We start from the raw sequence: 23403 nt of genomic DNA on the forward strand, positions 1-23403 counted from the left end.
CTGGGGTATTCCGCACCGGGAGGTCGTCATGTCGTCAGAACACGCGCTGATCGTCGGAGCCGGCGCCGCCGGCTGGTCCGCAGCAGACACGCTCGTGCGATCGGGCTGGCCGGGGCCGGTGACGATCGTCGACCCGACCGGCCCGACCAACCGGACGCTGGTCAACAAGGGCGTGCTGATCGGCCTGCTCGGCCCCGAGCAGCTCGGGCGACCGATCCCGGCCGGCACCGAGCTCCTGGAGGACGAGGTGGCGGCCGTGCAGGCCGACGGCATGGTTCACCTCCGTTCGGGCGATCGCGTCGCACCCACCGCGGTCGTGATCGCGACCGGCAGCGCGCCGCGGCGACACTCGTTCAGCCCGGACGGGGACGCCGGGGCGGAGCGGATCCTGCCACTGCACTCGATCGAGGATGCGGAGCGGATCCGCAGCCTGCTGCCCTCGAGCGGCGGTCGCGTCGCCGTGCTCGGCGCCGGCCTGATCGGATCCGAGACCGCGTCGCTGCTCGCCGACTCCGGAGTCGACGTGACCCTGCTCGCCCGGTCACCCCTCCCCCTGCGCGACCAGCTCGGCCCGACGGTCGCATCGGACCTGCTCCGCCGGCATCGCGATCGAATCCGGATCCGGACCGGCCGAGACGTCGCCCGCGCCACGACGCGATCCGACATCGTCGTCGTCGAGCTCGCCGACGGCGAGACCGTCGAGGCCGACGTGGCGATCGTCGCGCACGGAACGCTCGCCCGTCGACCGTCGGTCGGGGCGCGGACCGGCGACCTCACCGTCGATGCCCGGCTGAGGACCGGACTCCGCGGGGTCTACGCCGCGGGCGGCGTCGCGTCGATCCTGTCCCACGGCACGGCCGTGCGAGTCGACCACTGGGACGACGCGGCGGCGCAGGGGGCGCACGCCGCCCGTTCGATCCTCCACGACCTCCTGGGCGCCGCCGATCCCGGCGAGTACCGATTCGAGTCGGGGTACTCCGCTCGCATCCACGGCGGGACGCTGACCGCGTGGGGGGTCGCCACCCGTGCCACCCAGTGGTCTCGTCACGACTCTGACGAGGTCGTGGGCGTCGGCCGCCATTTCGGGCAGGTCACCGCCGTCGCGGGCATCGATGCCGCCGGAACGGTGCGCAGCATCGCGGAGTCGGCACGTCGAGACCTGCGCGAACCGTTGCGTCAGTACCCCATAGGGGTATAATCGCTCTCGTCGGCGCCGACGAACGGCGATCGCCGTTCGCTTGACGACGCGGGAGGGCGAGACGATGGACGAGCGCGCACGCAGCGACACGGACCAGACCGTACGGGTCGGGCACGAGCATCACGATCACGCCGACCACGCCGCACACGCCGGGTCGACGGGCGCGGGCCCCTCGATGCAGCAGCACGAGGAGCACGGCGGTCACGGCGAGCACTCCGAGCACGGCGGCCACGGCGGCCATGCCGGCCATGAAGGGCACGGCGGCCACGCCGGCCACGGCGATCACGTCGGGCAGTTCCGCAGGCTGTTCTGGATCAACCTCGTGCTCGCCGTACCGGTCGTCGCCTTCTCCCCCATGTTCGCGATGCTCCTCGGCTACGAACTGCCCGCCGGAGCGTGGGCCGCCTGGATCTCGCCGGTCCTCGGCACCGTCATGTACGTCTGGGGCGGACGCCCGTTCCTGACCGGCGCGGTGAGCGAACTCCGGGCACTCAAGCCCGGCATGATGCTCCTCATCGGCCTCGCAATCACCGTGGCGTTCCTCGCCAGCTGGGGCGCGACCATCGGACTGCTCGACCACGAGCTGGACTTCTGGTGGGAACTCGGCCTGCTGATCGTGATCATGCTGCTCGGGCACTGGCTCGAGATGCGCTCGCTCGCGCAGACGACGTCGGCGCTCGACTCGCTCGCCGCACTGCTGCCCGACGAGGCGGAGCGCGTGGAGGGCGACGAGACGGTCACCGTGGCTCCCGCCGACCTCCGCGTCGGCGACGTCGTCGTCGTCCGCCCGGGCGGACGGGTGCCCGCCGACGGAACGGTCATCGCCGGCACGGCGAGCATGGACGAGTCCATGATCACCGGCGAATCGAAGACCGTCCGGCGCAGCGACGGCGACCACGTCGTCGCCGGCACCGTCGCCACCGATTCGGGCATCCGCATCGAGGTCGACGCGGTTGGCGACGACACGGCGCTGGCGGGCATCCGTCGGCTGGTCGAGGACGCCCAGAACTCCTCGTCGCGCGCGCAGCGCATCGCCGACCGGGCGGCCGCGTGGCTGTTCTGGTTCGCACTCGGCGCGGCCGTGATCACCGCGGCGGTCTGGAGCATGATCGGACTCCCGGACGAGGCGGTCGTGCGCACGATCACCGTCCTCGTGATCGCGTGCCCGCACGCCCTGGGCCTCGCGATCCCCCTGGTGGTCTCGATCGCGACCGAGCGCGCCGCCCGCGGCGGCGTGCTGATCAAGGACCGCCTGGCGCTCGAGAGCATGCGCACGGTGACCAGCGTCCTCTTCGACAAGACCGGCACGCTCACCAAGGGCCAGCCGACCGTCGTCGCCGTCGAGACCGTGCCAGGACGAGACGCCGACGACGTCCTGGCGCTCGCGGCGGCAGCCGAGACCGACTCCGAGCATCCCCTCGCACGTGCGATCGTCGAGTCGGCGACGCAACGGGGCCTGCAGATCGCCGCAGCGACGGGATTCGAGTCCGCACCCGCGGTGGGCGTGACGGCGACCGTCGACGGCGCCACGATCCGCGTCGGCGGTCCGCACCTGCTCGCCGAGGAGGGCGAAGACGAGCTCCCGATCGCGGAGGACTGGCGCGAGCACGGCGCGATCATCCTGCACGTGGTCGAGGACGGCACGGTGATCGGCGCGCTCGAGCTCGCCGACGCGATCCGCGACGAGTCCCGTGAGGCGGTCGACGCGCTGCACGAGCTCGACATCGAAGTGGTCATGATCACCGGCGACGCCGATGCGGTGGCCCGGTCCGTGGCATCCGACCTCGGCATCGACCGCTACTTCGCGGGCGTCCGCCCCGAGGACAAGTCCGCGAAGGTCCAGGAACTGCAGCGCGAGGGACGCAGGGTGGCGATGGTGGGCGACGGCGTCAACGACGCCCCCGCGCTCGCCCAGGCCGATGTCGGCATCGCGATCGGCGCGGGCACGGATGTCGCGATCGCCTCCGCCGGCGTCATCCTCGCCAGCGACGACCCGCGTTCCGTGCTCTCGGTCATCGAACTGTCGCGGGCGACCTATCGCAAGATGAAGCAGAACCTGTGGTGGGCCGCCGGATACAACCTCATCTCGGTGCCGCTGGCCGCCGGCGTGCTCGCCCCGATCGGGTTCGTCCTGCCCATGTCGGTCGGCGCCATCCTGATGTCGCTCTCGACGATCATCGTCGCCGGGAACGCGCAGCTCCTCCGCCGACTCGACCTGCGCCCCGAGAGCAGCACCCGCGCGATCATCGGGGATCGGGTCGGCCGGAGCACCCCCGAACCGGCCCCGTCCCGGCGATAGCCCGACCGAAGGAGACCCATGACGGACGCAGCCGAGACCGAACAGCACGGCTACATCACCGACAAGGCGAAGTACCTCGCACGGCTGCGCCGGATCGAGGGCCAGACCCGCGGCATCCAGCGCATGGTCGACGAGGAGCAGTACTGCATCGACATCCTCACGCAGATCTCCGCGCTCACCTCGGCCCTCGAGTCGGTGGCACTGGGCCTGCTGGACGACCACATCACGCACTGCGTCGTCGACGCCGCAGTCCGTGGCGGCGACGAGGCCGAGGCGAAGCTCAAGGAGGCATCCGACGCGATCGCGCGCCTGGTGCGTTCCTGAGCCGGCGCGCGGGGTCGGTCCGGTCCGCCCACCGAGCCCTCGGCCCCGCGATGCGAGGCCGATCCCGCGCTCGATGCCGATCGGACGACGGAGACACGGAGGAGGCGCGGACCGTTCGGCCCGCGCCTCCCGTCGCTGAACGAGGTCAGGCACCCACGGGGACCTGCTCGTCCTGGGCGGCGCCAGTGGCGCCCGCCGGCTTCGCTCCGCGGAGCGTCACGACGGCGATGAGGCCGCCGACCACGGCGATCGCCGCGGCGCCGATGAACGCGGCGGAGTACCCGTCGGTCAGGGCCACCACGCCGGTGCCGGTCCCGACCACGGCCGAGCTGAGCGCCGTGACGGCGGCCAGGCCGACTGCGGACCCGATCTGGTAGCTCGTGTTCACGAGCCCGGAGGCGACACCGGTCTCCTCGGGGCGGGCCACGCCGATCGCAGTGCCGAGCGAGGGGATGAACGCGAGCGCCATGCCGAACGCGGCGACCAGCGACGCGGGGAGCACGTCCACGACGTAGTTCCCGTCGGGGCGGACGAAGCCGAGCCAGACGAGCCCGGCCGCGAGGAACGCGAACCCGGCGATGATGAGGGACTTCGCACCGAATCGCGCCAGGAGTCGCGGGGCGACCGTGGTCATGCCGACCACGATGAGCACGGTCATCGGCAGGAGCGCCGCACCCGCGGCGAATGAGCTCGCTCCGAGGACCTGCTGGAGGTAGAGGTTCAGGAAGAACCACATCGGCACCCACGCGGCCCCGAGCAGCAACTGCGCCGTGTTGGCGGCGCCGAGCTGCGGCGTGCGGAAGATCCCGAGGCGCAGCAGCGGCTGCCGGGCCGCACGCTGCACGATGAAGAACAGGCCGAGCAGGATGACGCCTGCCGCCAGTGCGATGAGCACCTCGGCCGAGGCCCATCCGGTCTCCGGTGCGCGCACGATGCCGTAGACCAGGGCGGCGAGGCCGGCAGTGCCGGTCACGGCGCCGAGCACGTCGACGGAACCGCGCTGGCCGGGAACGCGCGGCAGCGCGCTCGGTGCGAGGAGGATCACCGCGAGGGCGATCGGGACGGTGACGTAGAACACCCACGGCCAGCTCGTGTACTCGGTGAGCACGCCGCCGAGGAAGACGCCGGCGGTGCCGCCCAGCGGGGCCGCAGCGCCGTACACCGCGAACGCCTTGGGAAGGTGCGGGGTTCCGCCGAAGAGTGCCATCAGCAGGCTCAGGGCTGCGGGTGCGATCAGCGCGGCCCCGGCGCCCTGGATCGCGCGGCCGCCGATCTCCATGCCGACGCCCGAAGCGGCACCCGCGAGGATCGACCCGGCGGCGAGGACGGCCCATCCGGTCAGGAACACCCGCCGTGCGCCGAACAGGTCGGACAACCGACCACCGAGCAGCAGCAGGCCGCCGAAGGCGACCACGTAGGCGTTGAACACCCAGGAGAGGGACTCCGGCGTGAAGCCGAGCTCCGCCTGCATCTCCGGGAGGGCCACGCCGATGATCGACGTGTCCATGATGACGACGAACTGGGCCGCCGCGATGAGCGCGAGGCCCAGCCAGCGGCGCCGTGAAGCGGCCGCGGTTGGTGTGGACATGATCTCTTTCTCCTTCCGGGGTAATACCCCTGTGGGGTATCAACGTGTACCCCTATTGGGTATTCCCCGCAATCGCGATGTCCGCGAATCCCAGGCATGCCGCGCCCGAGGGGCGAGGCTCGACCGAGCGAATCGGGAATACCCCTATGGGGTATCAGGTTGAAGACGGTATATCCCGACCCGGTCCGTGCAGGAGGACGACCATGCGACTGTTCAAGATCCGCGACTACCGCCACCTCTTCAGTGCGCAGGTGATCGCGCTGTTCGGCACCGGGCTGACCACGGTCGCCCTCGGCCTGCTGGCCTACGACCTCGCCGGCCCGCGGGCCGGTCAGGTGCTCGGCACCGCCCTCACGATCAAGATGGTCCTCTACGTGGTCATCGCCCCCATCGCGGCGGCGTACATCGACCGGCTCCCCCGGCGGGCGTTCCTCGTCACCTTGGATGTGGTGCGTGCCGGAGTGGTCCTCGCCCTCCCGTTCATCACCGAGGTCTGGCACGTCTACGTCCTGATCGGACTCCTCCAGGCATCCTCCGCGGCGTTCACGCCGACGTTCCAGGCGGTGATCCCCGACATCGTGACCGACCAGGCCGACTACACGCGGGCGCTCTCCGCCTCCCAGGTCGCCTACACCATGGAGAGCCTCCTCAGCCCGGTGCTCGCCGCCATCGCGCTCAGCTTCATGAGCTTCACGTGGCTCTTCCTCGGCACGTCGCTCGGCTTCGTCATCTCGACGCTGCTCGTGCTCTCGACCCGCATCCCGAACGCCCGTCGCGGTGCCCGCTCGAGCGCCTGGGACCGGGCCACCTCCGGGATCAAGACCTTCCTCCGCACGCCGAAGCTCCGCGGGGTGATGGCGCTCAACCTCGTCGTCGCCGCAGCGGGCTCGATCGTGATCGTCAACACCGTCACGTACGTCCGCGACGAACTCGGCGGCTCGCAATCGGCGGTGGCATGGATGCTCGCCGCGTCCGGTGCGGGCTCGCTGATCGCCGCGCTCGCGCTCCCCCGCGTGCTCGACCGGATCGCCGAGCGCACCGTCATGCTGACCGGCGCCGCGATCCTGTCGCTCGCGACGATCACGGCGGCCGCGCTCACCGCCGCCGGGGTCATCACCTGGGCCGGCACGGCGATCCTGTGGTTCCTCATCGGAACCGGGATGGCGACGATCGTCACCCCGACGGGACGGATCCTGCGCGCGTCGGTCGAGTCCGAGAAGCTGCCCGAGGTCTTCGCGGCGCAGTTCTCGCTGTCGCACCTCGCCTGGCTGCTGACCTACCCGATCGCCGGATGGCTCGGCACGAGCGCGGGGCTCACGATCACCTGGTCGGCGCTCGCCGTCCTGGCAGCGGTCGGCGCCGTCGGGGCGCAACTCCTCTGGACGCGAGGCGAGGCGCTCGGTTCCGCGCACGCACCGGCCCTGCCGTTGCGACCGCACGGGCCGCTGGCCGCGGGGGCGGCGGCCGAGGCCGCCTAGGTCGACCGGCCGAGGTCACCGCCGAGCTTCTCGAGCGTGGTCGTCAGCGTTCGGAGCTCGTCCCCCGTCAGCGGACCGCCGACTTCCCGTTCGATCGCGTCGAGGTAGACCGGGGCGGCGTCGAGGAACCGTCGGCGACCCTCCTCGGTGATCACGGCGAACGCGCTCCGGCCGTCGGCGGGATTCGCCTCGCGCCCGACCATGCCCGCACGGGCGAGCTCGTCGACGAGTCGGCTCACCCTGGTGCGGCTGAGCACCACGCGCTCGGCGAGCCGCCCCATCGTCATCCGCCCCCCGGCCGAATTGAGCTCGAGCAGCACGTCGTACCACGTGAGCGGCAGCGCGGTCGCCTGCTGGACCTCGCGGTCGAAGCGAGGGACCAGGCGCGCGTGCGCCCGGAGCAGCGCCTCCCAGGCTCGTTCCGCATCGCTCGGCATGTTCCCAGCATAACTCATTTGCGTGCGCGCGCACCTATTTGATAGCGTGCACACGCACATAAGTAACAGCGGCGGATGCGCCGCGGATCGGACACCACCATGACCACGCTCCTCCACCTCTCCGCCTCACCTCGGGGCGAGGCATCCGAGTCGCTCGCGCTCGCGCGCACGTTCCTCGAGGCGTTCCACGCCGCGCGGCCGGAGGTCGATATCGAGACCTGGGACCTCTGGGACGGCGCGCTCCCCTCGTTCGGGCCCGACGGCGCCGGTGCCAAGATGCGGATCTTCGCGGGCGAGACGCCCGTCGGGCCGCAGGAGACCGCCTGGCACCGCAGCCGGCTCGCGTTCGAGCGCTTCGCGGCCGCGGACCTCTACCTGTTCAGCGTCCCCATGTGGAACCACGGGATCCCGTACATCCTCAAGCAGTTCATCGACGTCGTCAGCCAGCCCGGCGCCGTCTTCTCGTTCGACGGCGAGCAGGGCTACACCGGCCTGCTCGGCGGCAGGCGAGCCGCGGTCGTCTACACGAGCGCCGTCTACGGACCGGGTCGGGGATCCGACTTCGGCAACGACTTCCAGCAGCCGTACTTCGAGGATTGGCTGCGATGGGCCGGGATCGACGCCGTCGCCTCGGCGGCCTTCCGGCCCAACCTGGCCACGGCGGATGCCTCGGCCGGACGGGACCGCGCGCACGCCGACGCTCGCCGAGCCGCATCCGCCCTCGCCCGGCTCGAGTTGCGGTCCGCCTCCTGACCGCGATGCGATCGACGGCCGCGTGGACCGGTGGGCATCACTCCACGACCGGCAGCACCGGGTGATCCGTGGGGTAGATGCCGATCGCGAAGCCGTACACCGTCTCGCCGGACCTCGGCATGCGGTCGAACTCGGCGACGAGGTCGGCCATCCGATCCCAGAACCGCGAGGCCTGGTCCTCGGAGATGCGTGCGTGGCGGATGAAGCCCCAGAGCCGCCGTTGCTCGAACGCCGCTGCGGACTCGCGTGCGGCGACCTCGAAGTCGTTGAAGTCGACGGGCATCTCCTCGCCCGCGGGCGCCGGCTCGGCGGCCACGAAGAACAGCCGCGCGGTCCGCCCGTAGAAGCGCTCCTCGATCGCCCGCACCTTCCGCGTGCGGACGACCCGGAGCAGCCCGGCCCGGGTGAGCACCTCGACGTGGTGCGCGACCGTGCTCTTGGGCCGCTCGACGGCGGCGGCGAGCTCGGTGACGGTCGCGGCGCGCTCATGGAGGAGCTGCAGGATCGTGGTGCGGAGCGGGTGGCCGATCGCCCTGACCTGGCCCGGCTCGGTCAGCGCCATCCGATCGGCCAGCTCGTAGTCCGGGGGGTTGTCCGCCATGGACGATCAGACTAGCATCACGGAATGTTCGGGAATTGTGGATCAATGATCGGAGGACGGTGCCGACATGGCCGACGTGCTGCTGTACCACCACATCCAGGGCCTGACCGACGGGGTGCGTGCCTTCGCCGACGAGCTGCGAGGCTCCGGCCATACCGTGCACACGCCCGACCTGTTCGACGGTCGCACCTTCGACACCATCGATGCCGGGTTCGCGTACGCGCGCGACACGGGGTTCGACGCGATCCGGGAACGCGGCGCCGCGGCGGCCGACGACCTCGGTCCCGACCTCGTCCACGCCGGCTTCTCCTTCGGCGTCACGATCGCCCAACAGCTCGCGCAGACACGCGCCGGCGCCCGAGGCGCCCTGCTCATGTTCTCCTGCATCCCGGTCTCGGAATTCGGTCCGGCGTGGCCCGCTGGGGTGCCCGTGCAGATCCACGGCAAGGAGGACGACGAGTTCTTCCAGGAGGACCTGCCGGCCGCTCGCGAACTCGCCGGCTCCGCGGCATCCGCCGAGCTGTTCATCTACCCCGGCGACCAGCACCTCTTCGCCGACTCCTCGCTCGACGCCTACGACCCGGAGGCGGCGGCACTGCTCATGGAGCGGGTCACGGCGTTCCTCGCCGCCGTCTGAACTGGCGCCGGGACCCACGCCCCTTGCGTCGAACCCCGCGGGCGCGGTTGGCTGGGCGGGTCGCCTCGCGACCGCGAGGGGAAGGGGGACCCCGATGAGCCGCACCGACACCGCCACCGAGCCCGAATGGAAGCCGCCGTGGTACCTCCGGCTGCTGAAGGTCGCGACATGGATCCTCTACATCTGGGTGCTGATCGGCGTGATCGCGCTCTTGCTCCGCGTGTTCCTGCTGCTCTTCGCCGCGAACCCCGACGCCGGATTCGCGGCGTTCGTCTACCGCGTCTCGGACGCCTACCTGCACCCGTTCCGTGACATCTTCCCGACACGCGACCTCGGCGACGGCGGGTACCTCGACATCTCGGCGATCTTCGCGATCATCATCTACGCGTTGCTCGCGGGCGCCGTCGGCGCCGGCGTCGCCGCGATCGGCCGGCGCATCGAACGATCCGAGCGGGAGCACCGCGAGGCGATGGAACGGATGGCGCTCGTCCGCCGGGCCCAGCAGGCGCAGCGAGCGCAGGGCGTCGGGACCACGCCGTCGGGCGCCCAGGCCATCGTCGGCGGGTACCCCGCCGGCCAGGTCCCGACCGGCGGTGCGGGCTTTCCGCCGCCCCCGGGCGGGACGCCGGGCGCGCCGCCGAGCAGCCCCGGCGCCCCGGGTGGCTCGCGGCCGCCCAACTGAGCGCGGCCGCTCCGACCAGGCAGGGAGCCGGCGGCGCCCGGCCGAGGCACGCTCCCCCTACACCCGCGCGAGCGCCTCGATGTCCTCGAGGAACGCCGCAGTCGTCTCGGCGGACACCGTCGTTCGCGTGCCGGAGATCGCCTCGAGGTAGTCGCCGGTCGTCGGCCCGGGACGCCCGGACGCGGCATCCGTCCCGCTCGAGAGCGCGGCCTCGAACGCGCGCTGCGACGCGCTGCGGGCGGCGAACTCGATGTCGGCCGGGGAGAACCCCGCGGTGCGCTCGACCAGCACGTCGAGGTCGACGTCGTCGGCCACGGTCTCCGGGATGTAGCGCTGCCAGATCGCCGTCCGTGCCGTCTCGTCCGGCAGGCCGATGGGGATGACGTAGTCGAAGCGGCCGTGGCGCAGGAACGCGGTGTCGAGCGCCCGGATGAAGTTCGTCGCGCACACGAGCAGCCTGCCGGGCTGCTCGCGGAACGCGGGGATGATCTTCAGGAGCTCGTTCGTCACGCCCTGCAGCGGCGACGGCGGCTCACCGGAGCGCTGCGCCGCGATCTCCTCGACCTCGTCGATGAACACGACCGCGTGCTCGAGTTCCGCGATCTTCGTGAACGTCTCGCGGAGCGCCCCGGCCAGCCCGCCCGGGTCGGCCGCGAGCCGCGACGGGAAGACCTCGACGAACGACCACTCCAGCCGTGACGCGATCGCCTTCGCGAAGGTCGTCTTGCCGGTCCCGGGCGGGCCGAACAGCACGACGGCGCGCGGGGGGACCACGCCGAACCGCTCCGCGAGGTCCGGCTCGGCGAGGGGCATGACGAGCCGCTGCTCGAGGATCTCCTTCTCGCGGCGCATGCCGGCGACGGCCTCCCAGAGGTCGCGCGGGAGGATGCGACCGCCGAGCTCCGCGAGGGAGCTGAGTTCCTCGCGCTGGACCGGGATGCGCCGCTCGTAGTAGCGGAGGTGCTGCCGGAGCCCGAAGCCCTGGCGTCGGAACGCGTCGACGCGCGTCTCCTCGGACTCGGGCACGAGCGCGGAGAGCTTGCCGAGGCCGTGCGGCTCCATCTTCTTCTCGAGCGCGGCGAGCAGCCCGGTGCCGATCCCCCGCCCCCGCCACTCGGGCGTGGTCGCCAGGAAGACGATCCATCCCTGGTTGTGGGCCGCCCGGCCCACCACGGCGCCCACGACCTCCTCGCCGTGGACGGCGACCAACGCGTCGTCCTTCTCGCAGGAGGCGAGCACCTCGCTGAGCCCGTAGACGGGCTCGATCGGCGAGGTCGTCGCATGCTCCCAGAGATGGAGGATGCCGTCGAGGTCGTCCCGATGGAACTCGCGAATCCGCCACCCGGTCATGCGCCGTGCCTCCTGCCGATGCGTCCTCCGGCGCCCTCGCCGTCACGCCAGCGTACGGCGACGGCGGACCTCACGGGGAATCCCGTGACGGTCGACCGCCCGGTGCCGTCATCGACGAGGGTTCCGTCACGCGGGGGCGGCGATGACGGGCGCTCGGCGATACCATCCGTTCACGGCACCTCGAGGGGGCGGACATGACCCACTGGTACGTCATCACCGGCGGCCCGAGCTCGGGCAAGACCACCACCGTCGACCTCCTGCGGCAGCGCGGCTACCGGACCACGATCGAGGAGAGTCGGCACTACATCGACCTCCAGCGACTCGGCGGGCGCTCGGTCGAGGAGATCCGGTCCCGTCAGGCGGAGTTCCAGCAGAACGTGCTGGCCCTCCAACTCGCGCAGGAGGCCGATCTCGACCCGGAGGAGGTCGTGTTCCTGGATCGCGCCGTCCCCGACTCGCTCGCCTACTATCGCCTGCTCGGCCTCGAGCCCGACGGCGCCCTCCTCGAGGCGCTCGCGCACGTGCCCTACCGCAAGGCCTTCGTCATGGACCTGCTGCCGCTCCACGCCGACTACGCGAGGACCGAGGATGCCGCTGCGCAGCGCCGCGTCCACGACCTCCTGCTCGAGGTCTACCTGTCCTTGCCGATCCCGGTCGTCCGCGTCCCCGTGGTGCCGCCGCCGGAGCGCGTGGACTTCATCCTCAGGCGGCTGTAGTCACCGCGCGCCGTCGTGCTCCGACGGTCTCCGAGGGGAGCTCGCCGAACTGGCGGGCGTACGACTCGGCGAATCGCGAGAGGTGCACGAAGCCCCATCGACGGGCGACGGCGGCGATGCCCTGCTCGGGTGGCGCGAAGCGCAGCTCGTCGCGCACGCCGGCGAGGCGGATGCCCCGGAGGTGCTCGGACGGCGACTGGCCGAGCTCCGCGGCGAACGCCGCGTGCAGCCCGCGGACCGTGATGTGCAGTGCGGCGGCGACTCCCTCCACCGTGATGGGTTCGGCAGCGTGCGCGTGCATGTGGTCGACGGCGGCCCGCACGATGTCGGAGCGCGCGCCGAACGACGTGCGTCGCCCCTCGAGGTCGAGGGTGACGACCTCGAACGCGTACAGGTAGGCCATGGCGAGCCGGTTGAACGCGGCTCCGGCGACGATCGGCTCCGCGAACGCCTCGGGGGCGGTGAGCATCGCCTGCCGCACCCGGTGCGCGATGCGCTCCCAGTGGCGGCCGAGCTCGGGGCTTCGCGGCGCGACGGTCACGAAGCCCAGCTCGGCCCCCGGGTCGCCCGTGATCGCGCGGGCGACGGCGGCGACGCTGCCGCGGTCGAGCATGATGGCGCGCGCGGCGACCGCGTTCCAGCGCGCGGCGAGCCCCTCGGGCGCCTGCAGGTACGGCAGCGAGGTGTCGACGGCCGTGCGACCGTGGCGCAGGTCGAAGCCCCGGCCCTTGGCGGAGATCACGACGAGGTCGTCGGCCCCCGCGACGGATGCCCCCACCGCGGAGAACGCGTACTCGATCACGGTGAACGAGGGCGCCGCGTCGAACCGCAGTTGCACCCGGAACTCGGCCGGGTCGGCTCGACCGAAGGCGAGGCGCGGAACCATCGGCTCGAAGGCGCGGCGAGCAGCTTCGGGGTCGCGCGTGTCGATCGCGGACCGGGCGAGTCCGACCATGGATCTCCCTCGTACCCGGGGTCGGGGGCGAACCGGGTTTCGCCAGTGTACGTCCCCGACCCCGGGTTCGGGATATCCGGAATCGGAAGAGTTCGCCGCCTCCGGGCCCGTGCTCTTCTGCGCGGGCGTAGCGTTCCGAGTGCGAGCGGTGCGCGACCTCGACGGAGGGGGACCGCGACGATCGGCACCGCTCGCGAATCCCCGCCCCGCACCGTCGGAAGGAGTCCGGCCGAGATGGGAACCCTCGTCTACGACAGCCGCCTGTCGATCCCCGTGGACGACCGCACGCTGGCACACCTGCAGGTCGTGATCCTCGGCAAGCTCCGTCGTCGCGAGCACTTCGCGTTCACGGCGTCGGTCGACGGTCGCGAGGTCGGCCTGTGGCTCGGCCCGTCGGTCGCCCTCGAGTTCCGGTACGCCGACCGGCGTCGACCCGCCATGAACCGCACCTGGCTCGAACTGCTGGCGGATGTCGCGGCCTCGCGCGACGGCCTCGTGATCGCGCCCGAGCCGGACGACGCGACCGACGGACGGTCGATCCCGCGCTCGCCCGCGAAGCCCACGACGAAGCCGGTGAACCCGGTCCGACGGCCCCGACCGGCGCGGCTGCCCGACGTCGCCTGACGTGGGCTGAGGGCTAGAGCTCGACGACGGTCATCCCCGAGCCCGCTCCCCCGGCGCGGCCCATGGCCGCCAGCGCCGCGGGCACCGCGTCGAGCGCGATGGTGCGGCCGACGAGCTCGATCGGCCGGAACGCCTCGCTCGCGACGGCGCCGAGCATGTCGGGGTACTCGTGCGCGGCCATGCCGTGGCTGCCGAGGATCTCGAGCTCGCCGTCGATGACCGCGTCCATGGGCATCGCGGCCGTGGCGTCGTCGGCGAGCATCAGGCCGATCTGCACGTGCCGGCCCCGCTTCCTGAGGCTCCGCACCGACGCGAACGACGTCGCCGGGCTGCCGAACGCGTCCACCGAGAGGTCCACGCCGCCGTCGCTCGCGGCGCGCACCCGGTCTGCCGCGCCCTCGCCGCCCCGGATCGGCGTCGCGCCGAGTTCGGCGGCCGCGGCGAGCGCGGCGTCCGAGACGTCCACGCCGTAGACCGGGACGCCGGCTGCGACGGCGATCATGATCGCCGAGAGGCCCACGCCGCCGCATCCGTGCACCGCGACCTGCTCACCCGGGTGCAGTCGGCCGCGGGTGATGATCGCGCGGTACGCGGTCGCGAAGCGGCACCCGAGGGAGGCGGCCTCGACGAAGCCGAGCGTGTCGGGCAGGCGGATGAGGTTGAGCGCCGCCTCGTCGACGACGACGTACTCGGCGAACGAGCCCCAGTGCGTGAAGCCGGGCTGTCGCTGGGCGTCGCAGACCTGCTCGTTGCCGGAGCGGCACTCGGCGCAGCGACCGCACGCGCAGATGAACGGGGCGGTGACCCGGTCGCCGACGGTCCAGCCGGAGTCGTCCGGCACGTCGGTCCCGAGCTCGGCGATCTCGCCGGCGAACTCGTGGCCGGGCACGTGCGGCAGCGCGACGCCGGCGTCGTGTCCCATCCACCCGTGCCAGTCGCTGCGGCAGAGCCCGGTCGCGCGCACGCGCACGATCGCGCCGCGCGGCGGACAGGCCGGGCGCTCGACCTCGACGAGTTCGGGTTCGTCGCCGAATCCGCGGTACATGACGGCGCGCACAGGTCCTCCTCCGGGTGGTGGCCGGCCGCTCGCATCGCGGGCACCGTGCGCCGGGTCGCGCGCCCCCTCGGCGATGACGTGACGGATGCCGCGGCGAGGCGACCCACGGAATCCTATCGGGCGTGGCGCCTCCGCCGTCCGTTGCTCCGTCGTGGGCTTCCCAGTGCTCCGAAATTGTGTAACAATCTTCGCATGCGTTCCGTCCTGCTGGTGCTCGCCGCCGCCGTGTGCTTCGGCACGACGGGCACCGCGCAGGCGCTCGGACCCGACGCCGACCCGGTCTCCGTCGGGGCCGTGCGCATCCTGGTCGGCGGCGGCGCCCTGGCAGCGGTGGCGCTCGCCCTGCACGTCGCCGGACGTCGGCGCGGCGCGACCGGGACATCCGTCGCCCCGACGTCCGGTGGCCGCACCGGCCGGTGGCCCGCAGGGGTGGCCATGGTCGTCGGAGCAGCCGGGGTGCTCGCCTACCAGCCGGCGTTCTTCGCCGGGACCGCGTCGAACGGCGTCGCGGTCGGAACGGTCGTCGCGCTCGGATCGGCGCCCGTCCTCACGGGGGTGCTCGACTGGGCGCTTCGGCGCCGCTTCCCCGGCGGCAGCTGGGTCGTTGCGACGGCGCTCGCGACCGCAGGCGTCGCGGCGCTCGCCTCGGCGAGCGGCACCGGACCGAGCGCGGTCGATCCCATCGGGATCGCGGCATCCGTCGCCGCCGGCGCCTCGTACGCCGTCTACACGCTCGCGGGCAAGTCCCTGCTCGACCGCGGCTGGACGTCGTCGGCGAGCATGGGCGCGATGTTCGGCGTCGCCGCGGCGCTCAGCCTGCCGGTGCTGCTCGCGACCGACACCGGCTGGCTCGCGACCGGGCCCGGGCTCGCGATGGCGCTCTGGCTCGGACTCGTGACGACGACGGTCGCCTACCTGTTCTTCGGCGCGGGCCTGAAGCGCCTCACCCCGGCGACCGTGTCGACCCTGACGCTCGCCGAGCCGCTCACGGCGACGCTGCTCGGGGTGGTCCTGCTCCAGGAGCGACTCCCGACGACGGCCGTGATCGGGCTCGCGGTGCTGGCGTCGGGCATCGTGCTCCTCACCGTCACGAGCAGTCGACGGATGCCGCGCCGCGCTGCTCCGCGGACGGACGCCGTACCGGCCGCCCCGGTCGCGCTCGACGCCTGAGCCGACGGGCCCGACCGCGCGATCGGCCGCAAGTCCCGACGATCACGGCACAGCTGCCACGCGTCACAGCTCCGAACCGTCGACCCGGAAGGTGTTGCAGGCGCCGACGCCGTCCTCGTACCCGGTCGCGAACCAGCGCACGCGCTGCTCGCTCGTGCCGTGCGAGAAGGTGTGCGGCGTGACCTGGCCCTGCGTCGCCTCCTGGATGCGGTCGTCGCCGACCGCTGCTGCGGCGTCGATCGCCTGCTGGTACTCGTCGCGGGTGATCGGCTGCAGGAAGGTCTCGCCGTTCGCGTCCTCCGTGCTCGCTGCGGCGCCGGCCCACGCGCCGGCGAAGCAGTCCGCCTGCAGCTCGACCCGCACCGCGTTCGAGGTCGGACCGGTCTGCCCGTCGCGGGTCGAGTCGAGCACGCCCGCGATGTTCTGGATGTGGTGGCCGTACTCGTGCGCGACGACGTACATCTCGGCGAGCGGTCCGCCCTCGGCGCCGAAGCGCTGCTCGAGCTGGTCGTAGAACGAGGTGTCGATGTAGATCGTCTGGTCGGGCGGGCAGTAGAACGGCCCGGTCGCCGACGACGCGTTGCCGCAGCCGGTCGCGACGGCCTGGTCGAAGAGGACGAAGCCCTGCGGCCGGACGTAGTCGACGCCGATGCTGGGCGACGCCTCCGACCAGTACGCGTCGAGCGAGGCATCCGCCCCCTTCATGCGGCAGTCGACCTGCTCGTTCGCGTCCTGACCGGTCTGGCACTGCTCGAGCGTCGACTCCTCGCTCGTGGTGCCGCCGCCGGTGCCGCCGAGCAGGCCGGTCAGGTCGACGCCGAGGAAGGAGCCGACCAGCACGAGCGCCAGGACGCCGAGGCCGCCGCCCACGGCGATGCCCGTGTTCCGTCCGCGTCGGGAGGTCCGGCCGCTGCCGATGTCGGCCTTGGGGTTGAACGTCATGGCACGAAGCTACCGCGCAGGATCGCCGCCGGGCTGCGCCTTCCGCTCGTCGCCGACGGGGGCTACGCTCGACGGTCGAGGTCAGGACGAGGGCGCGTCGTCCTCTTCCTCCTCTTCGTCGTCGTCGTCTTCGTCGTCGTCGCCTTCATCGTCGACGACGTCGTCATCGTCCGCATCGTCGTCGTCGTCATCGTCCGCGTCGTCGTCATCGTCCTCGTCGTCACCGTCGCCCTCGAGGTCCTCGCGTTCCTCGTCCTCGACGTCGTCGGCGTCGTCCGTGTCCTCGACGTCGTCATCGACTCCCGCGTCCGCCGCGTCGTCCGCGTCGAATCCGTCGGCGTCGGTGGCGAAGCGATCCGTCGCCGCGATGAGCGCATCCAGGATCCCGGGCTCGTCGAACGCGTGCCCGGCGTCGTCGATGATCCGGAACTCCGCCTCCGGCCAGGCCCGGTGGAGGTCCCACGCGGTCATGACGGGCGTGCAGATGTCGTAGCGCCCCTGGATGATCACGGCGGGGATGTCGCGCAGGCGATGCGCGTCGCGGATGAGCTGGCCCTCGTCCCACCACCCGCCGTGGCGGAAGTAGTGGTTCTCGATCCGCGCGAACGCCGTGGCGTACTCGGGCGAGGTGAAGCGGGCGATGGTGTCGGCCTGGGGCAGCAGGGTGATCGTCGAGGACTCCCATCGCGACCACGCGATCGCGGCGGGCTGGTGCACGGCCGGGTCCGGGTCGGTCAGGAGCCGGTGGTAGGCCTCGATCAGGTGCACGCGCTCGCCGATCGGGACGGGCGCGAGGAAGTCCTCCCAGAGGTCGGGGAAGAGCGCGGACGCACCGCCCTCGTAGAACCAGTCCAACTCCTGGCGACGCAGGGTGAAGATTCCCCGCAGCACGATCTCGGTGACGCGCTCGGGATGGGTCTCGGCGTAGGCGAGCGCGAGCGCACTGCCCCACGAGCCGCCGAGCACCTGCCAACGATCGATGCCGAGGTGCGCGCGCAGGCGCTCCATGTCGGCGATCAGGTGCCAGGTCGTGTTCGCCGACAGCACGGCCCCGGGCTCCGAGGCATGCGGGATGGACAGGCCGCACCCGCGCTGGTCGAACAGCACGATGCGGTACTTGGCGGGGTCGAACAGGCGCCGGTGCGCCGGCGACGTGCCCCCGCCCGGCCCGCCGTGGAGGAACACCACGGGCTTGCCGTCGCGATTGCCCGAGACCTCCCAGTAGATGTGCTGGCCGTCGCCCACGTCCAGCATCCCGGTCTCGAGCGGCTCGATCTCCGGATACAGTTCCCTCATCGTTCCCCCTTGTCCGCTCACGCTAGCGAACGAGCGGGTGCCGCGCTCGCGGCGCGCCGCCGCGGCACCCCCGGTCGGGCGGTGTCGGCGGCCTCCCAGCGTCGCCGCCTAGCGTGCGGGCATGCGCCCGATCCGAGAGCCCGTCGGCCCCGGCCAGGAGTCCGTCTGGGACTACCCTCGGCCGCCGCGCGCCGAGGCGGTCGACGTGCGGGTCACGATCGACCTCGGCGGTGCCCGCATCGTCGACACGCGCGATGTCGTCCGAGTGCTCGAGACGAGTCATCCGCCCGTGTACTACCTGCCGATCGACGCGTTCGCGCCCGGTGCGCTGGTGCCGACCGCGGGCTCGTCGTTCTGCGAGTTCAAGGGTGCGGCGAGGTACTTCGACGTGCGCGGCGGCGATCGGGCCGCGCACCGCGCCGCCTGGAACTACCCGACGCCGTCCCCGGGGTTCGAGGTGCTCCGCGACCGCGTCGCCGTCTACGCGGGGCCGATGGACGCCTGCACGGTCGACGGCGAACGCGCGCTCCCCCAGCCCGGCGGCTTCTACGGCGGGTGGGTCACGTCGATGGTCGCGGGACCCGTCAAGGGCGCGCCCGGCACCATGGGGTGGTGACCGCCGCGGCGTAGGCTCGTGGGCATGAGCCGCAGACCGGTCACGATCACGATCACCGGCGCCGGGGGGCAGATCGGCTACGCGCTGCTGTTCCGCATCGCCTCGGGCGCCCTGCTCGGTCCCGACACCGCCGTACGCCTGAACCTCCTCGAGATCCCGCAGGGCCTCCGCTCCGCGGAGGGCGCCGCGCTCGAGCTGCAGGACTCGGCGTTCCCGCTCCTCACGCACGTCGAGGTGACCGCCGACCCGAACGTCGCCTTCGACGGAGCGAACGCCGCGCTCCTCGTCGGCGCGCGGCCCCGCACCGCGGGCATGGAGCGCGGGGACCTCCTCGAGGCGAACGGCGGCATCTTCGGGCCGCAGGGTCGGGCGATCAACGACCACGCGGCCGACGACGTGCGCGTCGTGGCCGTCGGCAACCCGGCCAACACGAACGCGCTCATCGCCGCGTCGCACGCGCCGGACGTGCCGAAGGACCGCTTCACGGCGCTGACGAGGCTCGACCACAACCGCGCGCTCGGGCAGCTCGCCGCCGCGGTGGACACGTCGGTCGGCGGCATCCGGGGCGTCACGATCTGGGGCAACCACTCGGCGACCCAGTTCCCCGACGTCGCGCACGCGACGGCCGACGGCGACCCCGTCCCCGGGCTGCTCGCCGCGCGGCTGGGCGGCACGGATGCGGCACGGGAGTGGATCGTCGACGAGTTCATCCCGCGCGTCGCCAAGCGCGGCGCGGAGATCATCGAGGTCCGCGGTTCGTCGTCGGTCGCGTCGGCGGCGGCCGCGACGATCGACCACATGCGCGACTGGATGCTCGGCACGGGCGAGCGCGGGCGCACCAGCGCCGCGATCTGGTCGAACGGCGAGTACGGCGTCCCGGAGGGCGTGATCTCGTCGTTCCCGGTCGTGGCCGACGGCGGCGCATGGACCGTCGTCGAGGGGCTCGGCCTCGACGGGTTCGCACGCGCGCGCATCGACGCGTCGGTCGCCGAGCTCGTCGACGAGCGCGAGGCGGTGCGCTCGCTCGGGCTGATCTGACGTCGACGGATGCCGCGGCTCGCCGCGCGGCATCCACCGGTCCGTCGCTCCCAGAGGGGCCGCCCGCACGACCGCAGCGCCTACGCTGGCAGCATGCCCGCTCGCGAACCCCTCTCCCCAGCACGTCGACGCCAGCTCATCGTCGGGCTCGTCGTCGGGCTCATCATCGGGCTCGTCGTGAGCCTCTGGACCGGGTTCTGGCTGTGGCTCGCCGCGGGACTCGCCGTCGGACTCGCCGCCGGCGCCATCATGAAGCCGCCCGGGGACGACGACGGCTCCCAGCGCTCGTCGCGGCGCTGACCCCGCCGCACGCGACGACGGGCCGGGCGCTGCGCGCCCGGCCCGTCCCGTCTCCGCCTACCGCTTCGGCTTCTCGGACTTCTCCGGCGTGGGCAGCGTGCCCGCCTCGCGCTGCGCGGCGTAGTAGGCGCGCGCCTCGTCCTGTCGCGCCTGCTCGGCGCCCGACGCGATCGACGCACGGAGGTGCTCCGGCGCGAAGCCGAACGCGTCGACGAGGTCGAGCGCGTACGGGCGCAGGCGCTCGACCAGGCGGTCGATGTACGCGGTCACGGCCTGCGCGCGCTGCGGCGAGAGCCGGCCGTGGATGAGGTACCAGGAGAGGTGCTGCTCGAGCAGGCCGAGGCCGAAGAGGTCGCGGAGCCACGTGAGGACCTGCTTCGTGCCGGGGTCCTCGGTGCGCGCGATGCCGCGCGTGAACGCCTCCCACTGGAGGAGCTCGCCGTGGGCGCGGGCAGCCTCGATCAGCTCGTTCTGGTTCCGGTTGAACAGGGCGGCCTGCTCGGGCTTGGAGAGCTTCCGGGCGTCGCGGAGGCGACCGGCGATCTCGCTGACCATGGTCTCGACCCGCTCGGTGAGCAGCTCCCGCTGCGTCTCCTCGTCGCGCAGTTCGTGCACCGACCGTGCGGTCGAGCCGAAGTCGGCGACGGTCTGGGCGAGGCGACGCAGGCCCGTGCCGTGGTAGGCGCGGTCGGCGGCCTGGGCGACGACGTAGCGCGCCATCGCACCGGCATCCGCGTTCGCGAACTGCTTCGAGAAGTCGGTGAGCAGGCGCTTGGCGACCAGCTGCAGCAGGACGTTGTTGTCGCCCTCGAAGGTGACGTAGATGTCGAGGTCCTGGCGGAGCCCCACGAGGCGGTTCTCGGCGAGGAAGCCGGCACCGCCGCAGGCTTCGCGGGCCTCCTGCAGGGTCTCGAGCGCGTGCCACGTCGACAGGGGCTTCAGCGCCGCAGCGATCGTCTCGAGGTCCTGGCGATCGTCGTCGGTGTCGGCCTCGCCCGAGAACACCGCGTCGAACTTGACGAGGAACTCGTCGTGCGCGAAGACCTGCGCGTACGTGGTCGCGAGCTTCGGCAGCAGGCGGCGCTGATGGCGCTGGTAGTCGAGCAGCACCTCCTCGTCGGTGTCGCTGCCGGCGTTGAACTGGCGACGCTGCGTGCCGTACGTGATGGCGATCGCGAGCCCCATCGCGCTCGCGAGGGTCGCCGCGCCGTCGAGCGACACCCGCCCCTGCACGAGCGTGCCGAGCATCGTGAAGAACCGGCGGCCCGGGCTCGAGATCGGGCTCGAGTACGTGCCGTCGGCGGCGACGTCGCCGTAGCGGTTGAGCAGGTCCTCGCGCGGCACGCGGACGTCGGTGAAGTGCAGGCGACCGTTGTCGATGCCGTTGAGGCCGCCCTTCAGGCCGTCGTCCTCGCCACCGATGCCCGGCAGGAACGCGCCCTGCTCGTCGCGGAGCGGCACGTAGAAGGCGTGCACCCCGTGGTTGACGCCCTTGGTGATGAGCTGGGCGAAGACCACCGCCGCGATGCCGTGCAGCGCGGCGTTGCCGAGGTAGTCCTTCCACGCGCCGCGGAACGGCGTGTTCAGGACGAACTCCTCGGTCTCGGGGTCGTAGGTCGCGGTCGTGCCGATGGACGCGACGTCGGAGCCGTGCCCGGTCTCGGTCATGGCGAACGCGCCGGGGACCTCGAGGGTCATGATGCCGGGCAGGTACTTCTCGTGGTGCTTCTCGGTGCCGAGGTGCAGGACGGCGGCGCCGAAGAGGCCCCACTGCACGCCGGACTTGATCTGCAGGCTCGGGTCGGCGAGGACCAGTTCCTCGAACGCGGCGATGTTGCCGCCGTGGTCGTCCTCGCCGCCGAGGCCCTTGGGGAACGCCTTGTGCACGGCGCCCGACTCGACGAGGAGCTTGAGCTGGCCGAGCACGCGCTCGCGGTGCTCGGACATGTCCTGGCCGTCGATGCGCTGGTATGCGGGCTGGGCGGCGCGCTCCCGCGCGGCGAGCCGAGCCTCGGGCCAGGTTCCGAGGAGCTGGCGCGCGAGTGCGTCGACGTCGACGACGGGAGCGTCGCTGGCGTCGATCGGCGTGTTCGCGGGAGTGGCTGCCGCCGCGCCGTCGGCGGTCGCGGGGCGCTCCGCCTTCGGAGCGGGTGCAGCGTCGGTTCGGGATGCCGTGTCGACCATCGTCGGTTCGTCCTTCGTACGCGGGATAGGGCTGATTCCACGGTACGGCGGCCGTCGTCACGGACGGAGAACTGCGTTCGTCGCCTACAAACGCCGGTTCGGGCCTTCCGAACGCGGTTGCGGAACCCTACAAACCGACTGCCGGTCGCTCTTGGATGATCGACAACGATCGGAGCGGTTCAGGGCTCCGAGGGCTGATCGGGCGCCAACCCGCGGAAGAAGCGCGTCGCCTCGCCCGACCACAGGAGCAGCAGGATCGCGACCGCGATCAGGGCGCTGACGATCTCGTTCACGGCACTCGCCGGGTTGGCGATCGCGGCGCTCACCGAGGCGATGATCGAGAACACCTCGATCACGGTGATCGCGATGCGCGCCACGGAGTTGCCGCGCATGAGCCCGAACGCGACGACGGCCGCGATCGCGCCGAGCACGAGCGAGACCGAACCCATGATCGCCCACGTCGTCCGCGTCGCGGCATCGTCCCCTCCGATCGTGGCGAGGACCAGCAGGAAGAACCCGGCCACCAGGTCGAGCGCGGCGTTCACCCAGACGAGCGCACCCACCACCGTCACCGCCACGGGTCGGCGAACCCGTTCCATGCCCTGTCCACTCATGCGTCCTCCTCAGGTCGTCGTGTCGTCGGCTCGGCAGCGCCGGGTCGTCATCGGGTGAAGAACGCGCTCGCCTTCGGCGTCCAGAGCAGGATCACGACGAGGGCGGAGACCGCGAGGCCGATCCACTCGCCGACGGGGATGCCGAGGTAGGCGACCGCGAGGAACAGCGACCCGATGATCGAGATCACCTGGAGCACCGTGACGATGAGGCGTGCGGGCTGGCTGCCCCTCAGGAGGCCCCCGGCGAGCACCGCGGTGATCAGGCCGACGACGATGGACGCGATCGCCGCGGTGATGAGCTGCCCGGTGCCCCCGAACCCGTCGACGACCTCCGGAACCGCGAGGAGGAAGAAGAGGATGACGCCGCTCACCATGTCGATCGCACCCGCGATGAAGGCGAGCACGCCGATGATCGTGATCGTGACCGGACGGCTTCCCTGTGCTGCCGACATGCGCATCCCCCGAATCCGCGCCGCCGCAGTGACGGCCTCTGGCCCGATGCTATCGACGCGGGCGCCGCGAGCGCGAGGGTCGCCGCTGACGT

General features: G+C 72.2%; 23 protein-coding genes and 1 pseudogene. 13 read left to right on the plus strand and 11 right to left on the minus strand.

Annotation, left to right across the window (positions count from 1 at the left end; all coding sequences use genetic code 11):
- Positions 1 to 28 precede the first annotated feature (28 nt).
- The 3 genes from GJR97_RS11800 (at position 29) to GJR97_RS11810 (ending at position 3821) form a co-directional block, all read left to right on the plus strand.
- Positions 29 to 1198, plus strand: coding sequence for an FAD-dependent oxidoreductase (locus GJR97_RS11800; RefSeq protein ID WP_195760685.1), 1170 nt, complete (start codon positions 29 to 31; stop codon positions 1196 to 1198).
- A gap of 64 nt (positions 1199 to 1262) precedes the next feature.
- Positions 1263 to 3497 (plus strand): heavy metal translocating P-type ATPase, encoded by a 2235-nt coding sequence (locus GJR97_RS11805; RefSeq protein WP_154346628.1) that lies wholly within the window; start codon positions 1263 to 1265, stop codon positions 3495 to 3497.
- A gap of 18 nt (positions 3498 to 3515) precedes the next feature.
- Positions 3516 to 3821, plus strand: a complete 306-nt coding sequence (locus GJR97_RS11810; protein WP_154346630.1) for a metal-sensitive transcriptional regulator — start codon at positions 3516 to 3518, stop codon at positions 3819 to 3821.
- Positions 3822 to 3966: 145 nt separating this feature from the next.
- Here GJR97_RS11810 and GJR97_RS11815 read toward each other — a convergent pair whose 3' ends face one another.
- Positions 3967 to 5409: an MFS transporter gene (locus GJR97_RS11815; protein WP_154346631.1), complete on the minus strand. Its 1443-nt coding sequence runs from the start codon at positions 5407 to 5409 to the stop codon at positions 3967 to 3969.
- Between the two features lie 203 nt (positions 5410 to 5612).
- Between GJR97_RS11815 and GJR97_RS11820 the strand changes: the two genes are divergently transcribed.
- A complete protein-coding gene (locus tag GJR97_RS11820; RefSeq protein ID WP_154346633.1) occupies positions 5613 to 6887 on the plus strand; it encodes an MFS transporter in 1275 nt (424 codons plus the stop codon).
- Here GJR97_RS11820 and GJR97_RS11825 read toward each other — a convergent pair.
- Positions 6884 to 7324 carry a MarR family winged helix-turn-helix transcriptional regulator gene (locus GJR97_RS11825; protein ID WP_154346634.1) on the minus strand — a complete coding sequence of 147 codons (441 nt, stop codon included), beginning with the start codon at positions 7322 to 7324 and terminating at the stop codon, positions 6884 to 6886. The two genes, GJR97_RS11820 and GJR97_RS11825, sit on opposite strands and share 4 nt — an antisense overlap.
- Positions 7325 to 7423: 99 nt before the next feature.
- On the opposite strand from GJR97_RS11825, the gene GJR97_RS11830 reads away from it, so the two are divergent.
- Complete coding sequence (locus tag GJR97_RS11830) at positions 7424 to 8077, plus strand: FMN-dependent NADH-azoreductase (protein WP_154346637.1); 654 nt, start codon at positions 7424 to 7426, stop codon at positions 8075 to 8077.
- Between the two features lie 37 nt (positions 8078 to 8114).
- Here GJR97_RS11830 and GJR97_RS11835 read toward each other — a convergent pair whose 3' ends face one another.
- Positions 8115 to 8678, minus strand: coding sequence for an ArsR/SmtB family transcription factor (locus GJR97_RS11835; RefSeq protein WP_154346639.1), 564 nt, complete (start codon positions 8676 to 8678; stop codon positions 8115 to 8117).
- A 67-nt stretch (positions 8679 to 8745) separates the two neighbouring features.
- On the opposite strand from GJR97_RS11835, the gene GJR97_RS11840 reads away from it, so the two are divergent.
- Entirely contained in the window at positions 8746 to 9315 is a 570-nt protein-coding gene (locus GJR97_RS11840) for a dienelactone hydrolase family protein (RefSeq protein ID WP_154346641.1), read from the plus strand.
- 94 nt (positions 9316 to 9409) lie between these two features.
- Positions 9410 to 9997: a YggT family protein gene (locus tag GJR97_RS18565; RefSeq protein ID WP_154346642.1), complete on the plus strand. Its 588-nt coding sequence runs from the start codon at positions 9410 to 9412 to the stop codon at positions 9995 to 9997.
- Positions 9998 to 10054: 57 nt separating this feature from the next.
- On the opposite strand, the gene GJR97_RS11850 is transcribed toward GJR97_RS18565, so the two are convergent.
- A complete protein-coding gene (locus GJR97_RS11850) occupies positions 10055 to 11347 on the minus strand; it encodes an ATP-binding protein (protein WP_154346644.1) in 1293 nt (430 codons plus the stop codon).
- 194 nt (positions 11348 to 11541) lie between these two features.
- Here GJR97_RS11850 and GJR97_RS11855 point away from each other — a divergent pair, with 194 nt between their 5' ends.
- Positions 11542 to 12063: an AAA family ATPase gene (locus tag GJR97_RS11855; protein ID WP_154346646.1), complete on the plus strand. Its 522-nt coding sequence runs from the start codon at positions 11542 to 11544 to the stop codon at positions 12061 to 12063.
- Here GJR97_RS11855 and GJR97_RS11860 read toward each other — a convergent pair.
- Positions 12050 to 13018: a helix-turn-helix transcriptional regulator gene (locus GJR97_RS11860; protein WP_154346648.1), complete on the minus strand. Its 969-nt coding sequence runs from the start codon at positions 13016 to 13018 to the stop codon at positions 12050 to 12052. The two genes, GJR97_RS11855 and GJR97_RS11860, sit on opposite strands and share 14 nt — an antisense overlap.
- Positions 13019 to 13252: 234 nt before the next feature.
- Here GJR97_RS11860 and GJR97_RS11865 point away from each other — a divergent pair, with 234 nt between their 5' ends.
- Positions 13253 to 13642: a DUF7882 family protein gene (locus GJR97_RS11865; protein WP_195760686.1), complete on the plus strand. Its 390-nt coding sequence runs from the start codon at positions 13253 to 13255 to the stop codon at positions 13640 to 13642.
- A 13-nt stretch (positions 13643 to 13655) separates the two neighbouring features.
- On the opposite strand, the gene GJR97_RS11870 is transcribed toward GJR97_RS11865, so the two are convergent.
- On the minus strand, positions 13656 to 14699 hold the full coding sequence (locus GJR97_RS11870; RefSeq protein ID WP_324613440.1) for an alcohol dehydrogenase catalytic domain-containing protein: 1044 nt from the start codon (positions 14697 to 14699) through the stop codon (positions 13656 to 13658).
- 192 nt (positions 14700 to 14891) lie between these two features.
- Here GJR97_RS11870 and GJR97_RS11875 point away from each other — a divergent pair, with 192 nt between their 5' ends.
- A complete protein-coding gene (locus GJR97_RS11875) occupies positions 14892 to 15869 on the plus strand; it encodes an EamA family transporter (RefSeq protein ID WP_154346650.1) in 978 nt (325 codons plus the stop codon).
- A gap of 63 nt (positions 15870 to 15932) precedes the next feature.
- Here the strand turns inward: GJR97_RS11875 and ypfJ are convergent, their stop codons facing one another.
- Together ypfJ and pip are read right to left on the minus strand one after the other, a co-directional pair.
- Positions 15933 to 16811, minus strand: coding sequence for a KPN_02809 family neutral zinc metallopeptidase (gene ypfJ, locus GJR97_RS11880; RefSeq protein ID WP_154346652.1), 879 nt, complete (start codon positions 16809 to 16811; stop codon positions 15933 to 15935).
- A 345-nt stretch (positions 16812 to 17156) separates the two neighbouring features.
- Positions 17157 to 18107, minus strand: a pseudogene (gene pip / locus GJR97_RS11885) (prolyl aminopeptidase); the annotation flags it as partial.
- Positions 18108 to 18228: 121 nt separating this feature from the next.
- Here pip and GJR97_RS11890 point away from each other — a divergent pair.
- The 3 genes from GJR97_RS11890 to GJR97_RS11900 all read left to right on the plus strand — a co-directional run bounded on the left by GJR97_RS11890 (position 18229) and on the right by GJR97_RS11900 (position 20061).
- Positions 18229 to 18723 (plus strand): DUF427 domain-containing protein, encoded by a 495-nt coding sequence (locus tag GJR97_RS11890; protein ID WP_154346656.1) that lies wholly within the window; start codon positions 18229 to 18231, stop codon positions 18721 to 18723.
- A 24-nt stretch (positions 18724 to 18747) separates the two neighbouring features.
- Positions 18748 to 19761, plus strand: a complete 1014-nt coding sequence (locus tag GJR97_RS11895) for a malate dehydrogenase (protein ID WP_154346658.1) — start codon at positions 18748 to 18750, stop codon at positions 19759 to 19761.
- Between the two features lie 93 nt (positions 19762 to 19854).
- Positions 19855 to 20061, plus strand: a complete 207-nt coding sequence (locus GJR97_RS11900; protein ID WP_154346660.1) for an HPP family protein — start codon at positions 19855 to 19857, stop codon at positions 20059 to 20061.
- A gap of 57 nt (positions 20062 to 20118) precedes the next feature.
- Here the strand turns inward: GJR97_RS11900 and GJR97_RS11905 are convergent, their stop codons facing one another.
- The 3 genes from GJR97_RS11905 to GJR97_RS11915 all read right to left on the minus strand — a co-directional run bounded on the left by GJR97_RS11905 (position 20119) and on the right by GJR97_RS11915 (position 23311).
- Positions 20119 to 22245 carry an acyl-CoA dehydrogenase family protein gene (locus tag GJR97_RS11905; RefSeq protein ID WP_154346661.1) on the minus strand — a complete coding sequence of 709 codons (2127 nt, stop codon included), beginning with the start codon at positions 22243 to 22245 and terminating at the stop codon, positions 20119 to 20121.
- A gap of 179 nt (positions 22246 to 22424) precedes the next feature.
- Positions 22425 to 22859: a DUF7144 family membrane protein gene (locus GJR97_RS11910; protein ID WP_154346663.1), complete on the minus strand. Its 435-nt coding sequence runs from the start codon at positions 22857 to 22859 to the stop codon at positions 22425 to 22427.
- A gap of 47 nt (positions 22860 to 22906) precedes the next feature.
- Positions 22907 to 23311 (minus strand): hypothetical protein, encoded by a 405-nt coding sequence (locus GJR97_RS11915; RefSeq protein ID WP_154346666.1) that lies wholly within the window; start codon positions 23309 to 23311, stop codon positions 22907 to 22909.
- Positions 23312 to 23403 lie beyond the last annotated feature (92 nt).

The sequence above is a fragment of the Agromyces kandeliae genome (genome assembly GCF_009674665.1).
Taxonomy (GTDB): Bacteria; Actinomycetota; Actinomycetes; order Actinomycetales; family Microbacteriaceae; genus Agromyces; species Agromyces kandeliae.

Bases quoted from the DNA above. Each gene is read 5' to 3' on its own strand.
- GJR97_RS11815 (WP_154346631.1), bottom strand. From the start codon at position 5,409: ATGTCCACACCAACCGCGGCCGCTTCACGGCGCCGCTGGCTGGGCCTC.
- GJR97_RS11825 (WP_154346634.1), bottom strand. From the start codon at position 7,324: ATGCCGAGCGATGCGGAACGAGCCTGGGAGGCGCTGCTCCGGGCGCAC.
- GJR97_RS11860 (WP_154346648.1), bottom strand. From the start codon at position 13,018: ATGGTCGGACTCGCCCGGTCCGCGATCGACACGCGCGACCCCGAAGCT.
- GJR97_RS11820 (WP_154346633.1), top strand. From the start codon at position 5,613: ATGCGACTGTTCAAGATCCGCGACTACCGCCACCTCTTCAGTGCGCAG.
- GJR97_RS11890 (WP_154346656.1), top strand. From the start codon at position 18,229: ATGCGCCCGATCCGAGAGCCCGTCGGCCCCGGCCAGGAGTCCGTCTGG.
- GJR97_RS11865 (WP_195760686.1), top strand. From the start codon at position 13,253: ATGGGAACCCTCGTCTACGACAGCCGCCTGTCGATCCCCGTGGACGAC.
- GJR97_RS11800 (WP_195760685.1), top strand. From the start codon at position 29: ATGTCGTCAGAACACGCGCTGATCGTCGGAGCCGGCGCCGCCGGCTGG.
- ypfJ (WP_154346652.1), bottom strand. From the start codon at position 16,811: ATGACGTTCAACCCCAAGGCCGACATCGGCAGCGGCCGGACCTCCCGA.
- GJR97_RS11910 (WP_154346663.1), bottom strand. From the start codon at position 22,859: ATGAGTGGACAGGGCATGGAACGGGTTCGCCGACCCGTGGCGGTGACG.
- GJR97_RS11915 (WP_154346666.1), bottom strand. From the start codon at position 23,311: ATGTCGGCAGCACAGGGAAGCCGTCCGGTCACGATCACGATCATCGGC.
- GJR97_RS11855 (WP_154346646.1), top strand. From the start codon at position 11,542: ATGACCCACTGGTACGTCATCACCGGCGGCCCGAGCTCGGGCAAGACC.
- GJR97_RS11895 (WP_154346658.1), top strand. From the start codon at position 18,748: ATGAGCCGCAGACCGGTCACGATCACGATCACCGGCGCCGGGGGGCAG.
- GJR97_RS11810 (WP_154346630.1), top strand. From the start codon at position 3,516: ATGACGGACGCAGCCGAGACCGAACAGCACGGCTACATCACCGACAAG.
- GJR97_RS11805 (WP_154346628.1), top strand. From the start codon at position 1,263: ATGGACGAGCGCGCACGCAGCGACACGGACCAGACCGTACGGGTCGGG.
- GJR97_RS18565 (WP_154346642.1), top strand. From the start codon at position 9,410: ATGAGCCGCACCGACACCGCCACCGAGCCCGAATGGAAGCCGCCGTGG.
- GJR97_RS11875 (WP_154346650.1), top strand. From the start codon at position 14,892: ATGCGTTCCGTCCTGCTGGTGCTCGCCGCCGCCGTGTGCTTCGGCACG.
- GJR97_RS11840 (WP_154346641.1), top strand. From the start codon at position 8,746: ATGGCCGACGTGCTGCTGTACCACCACATCCAGGGCCTGACCGACGGG.
- GJR97_RS11835 (WP_154346639.1), bottom strand. From the start codon at position 8,678: ATGGCGGACAACCCCCCGGACTACGAGCTGGCCGATCGGATGGCGCTG.
- GJR97_RS11830 (WP_154346637.1), top strand. From the start codon at position 7,424: ATGACCACGCTCCTCCACCTCTCCGCCTCACCTCGGGGCGAGGCATCC.
- GJR97_RS11900 (WP_154346660.1), top strand. From the start codon at position 19,855: ATGCCCGCTCGCGAACCCCTCTCCCCAGCACGTCGACGCCAGCTCATC.
- GJR97_RS11850 (WP_154346644.1), bottom strand. From the start codon at position 11,347: ATGACCGGGTGGCGGATTCGCGAGTTCCATCGGGACGACCTCGACGGC.
- GJR97_RS11905 (WP_154346661.1), bottom strand. From the start codon at position 22,245: ATGGTCGACACGGCATCCCGAACCGACGCTGCACCCGCTCCGAAGGCG.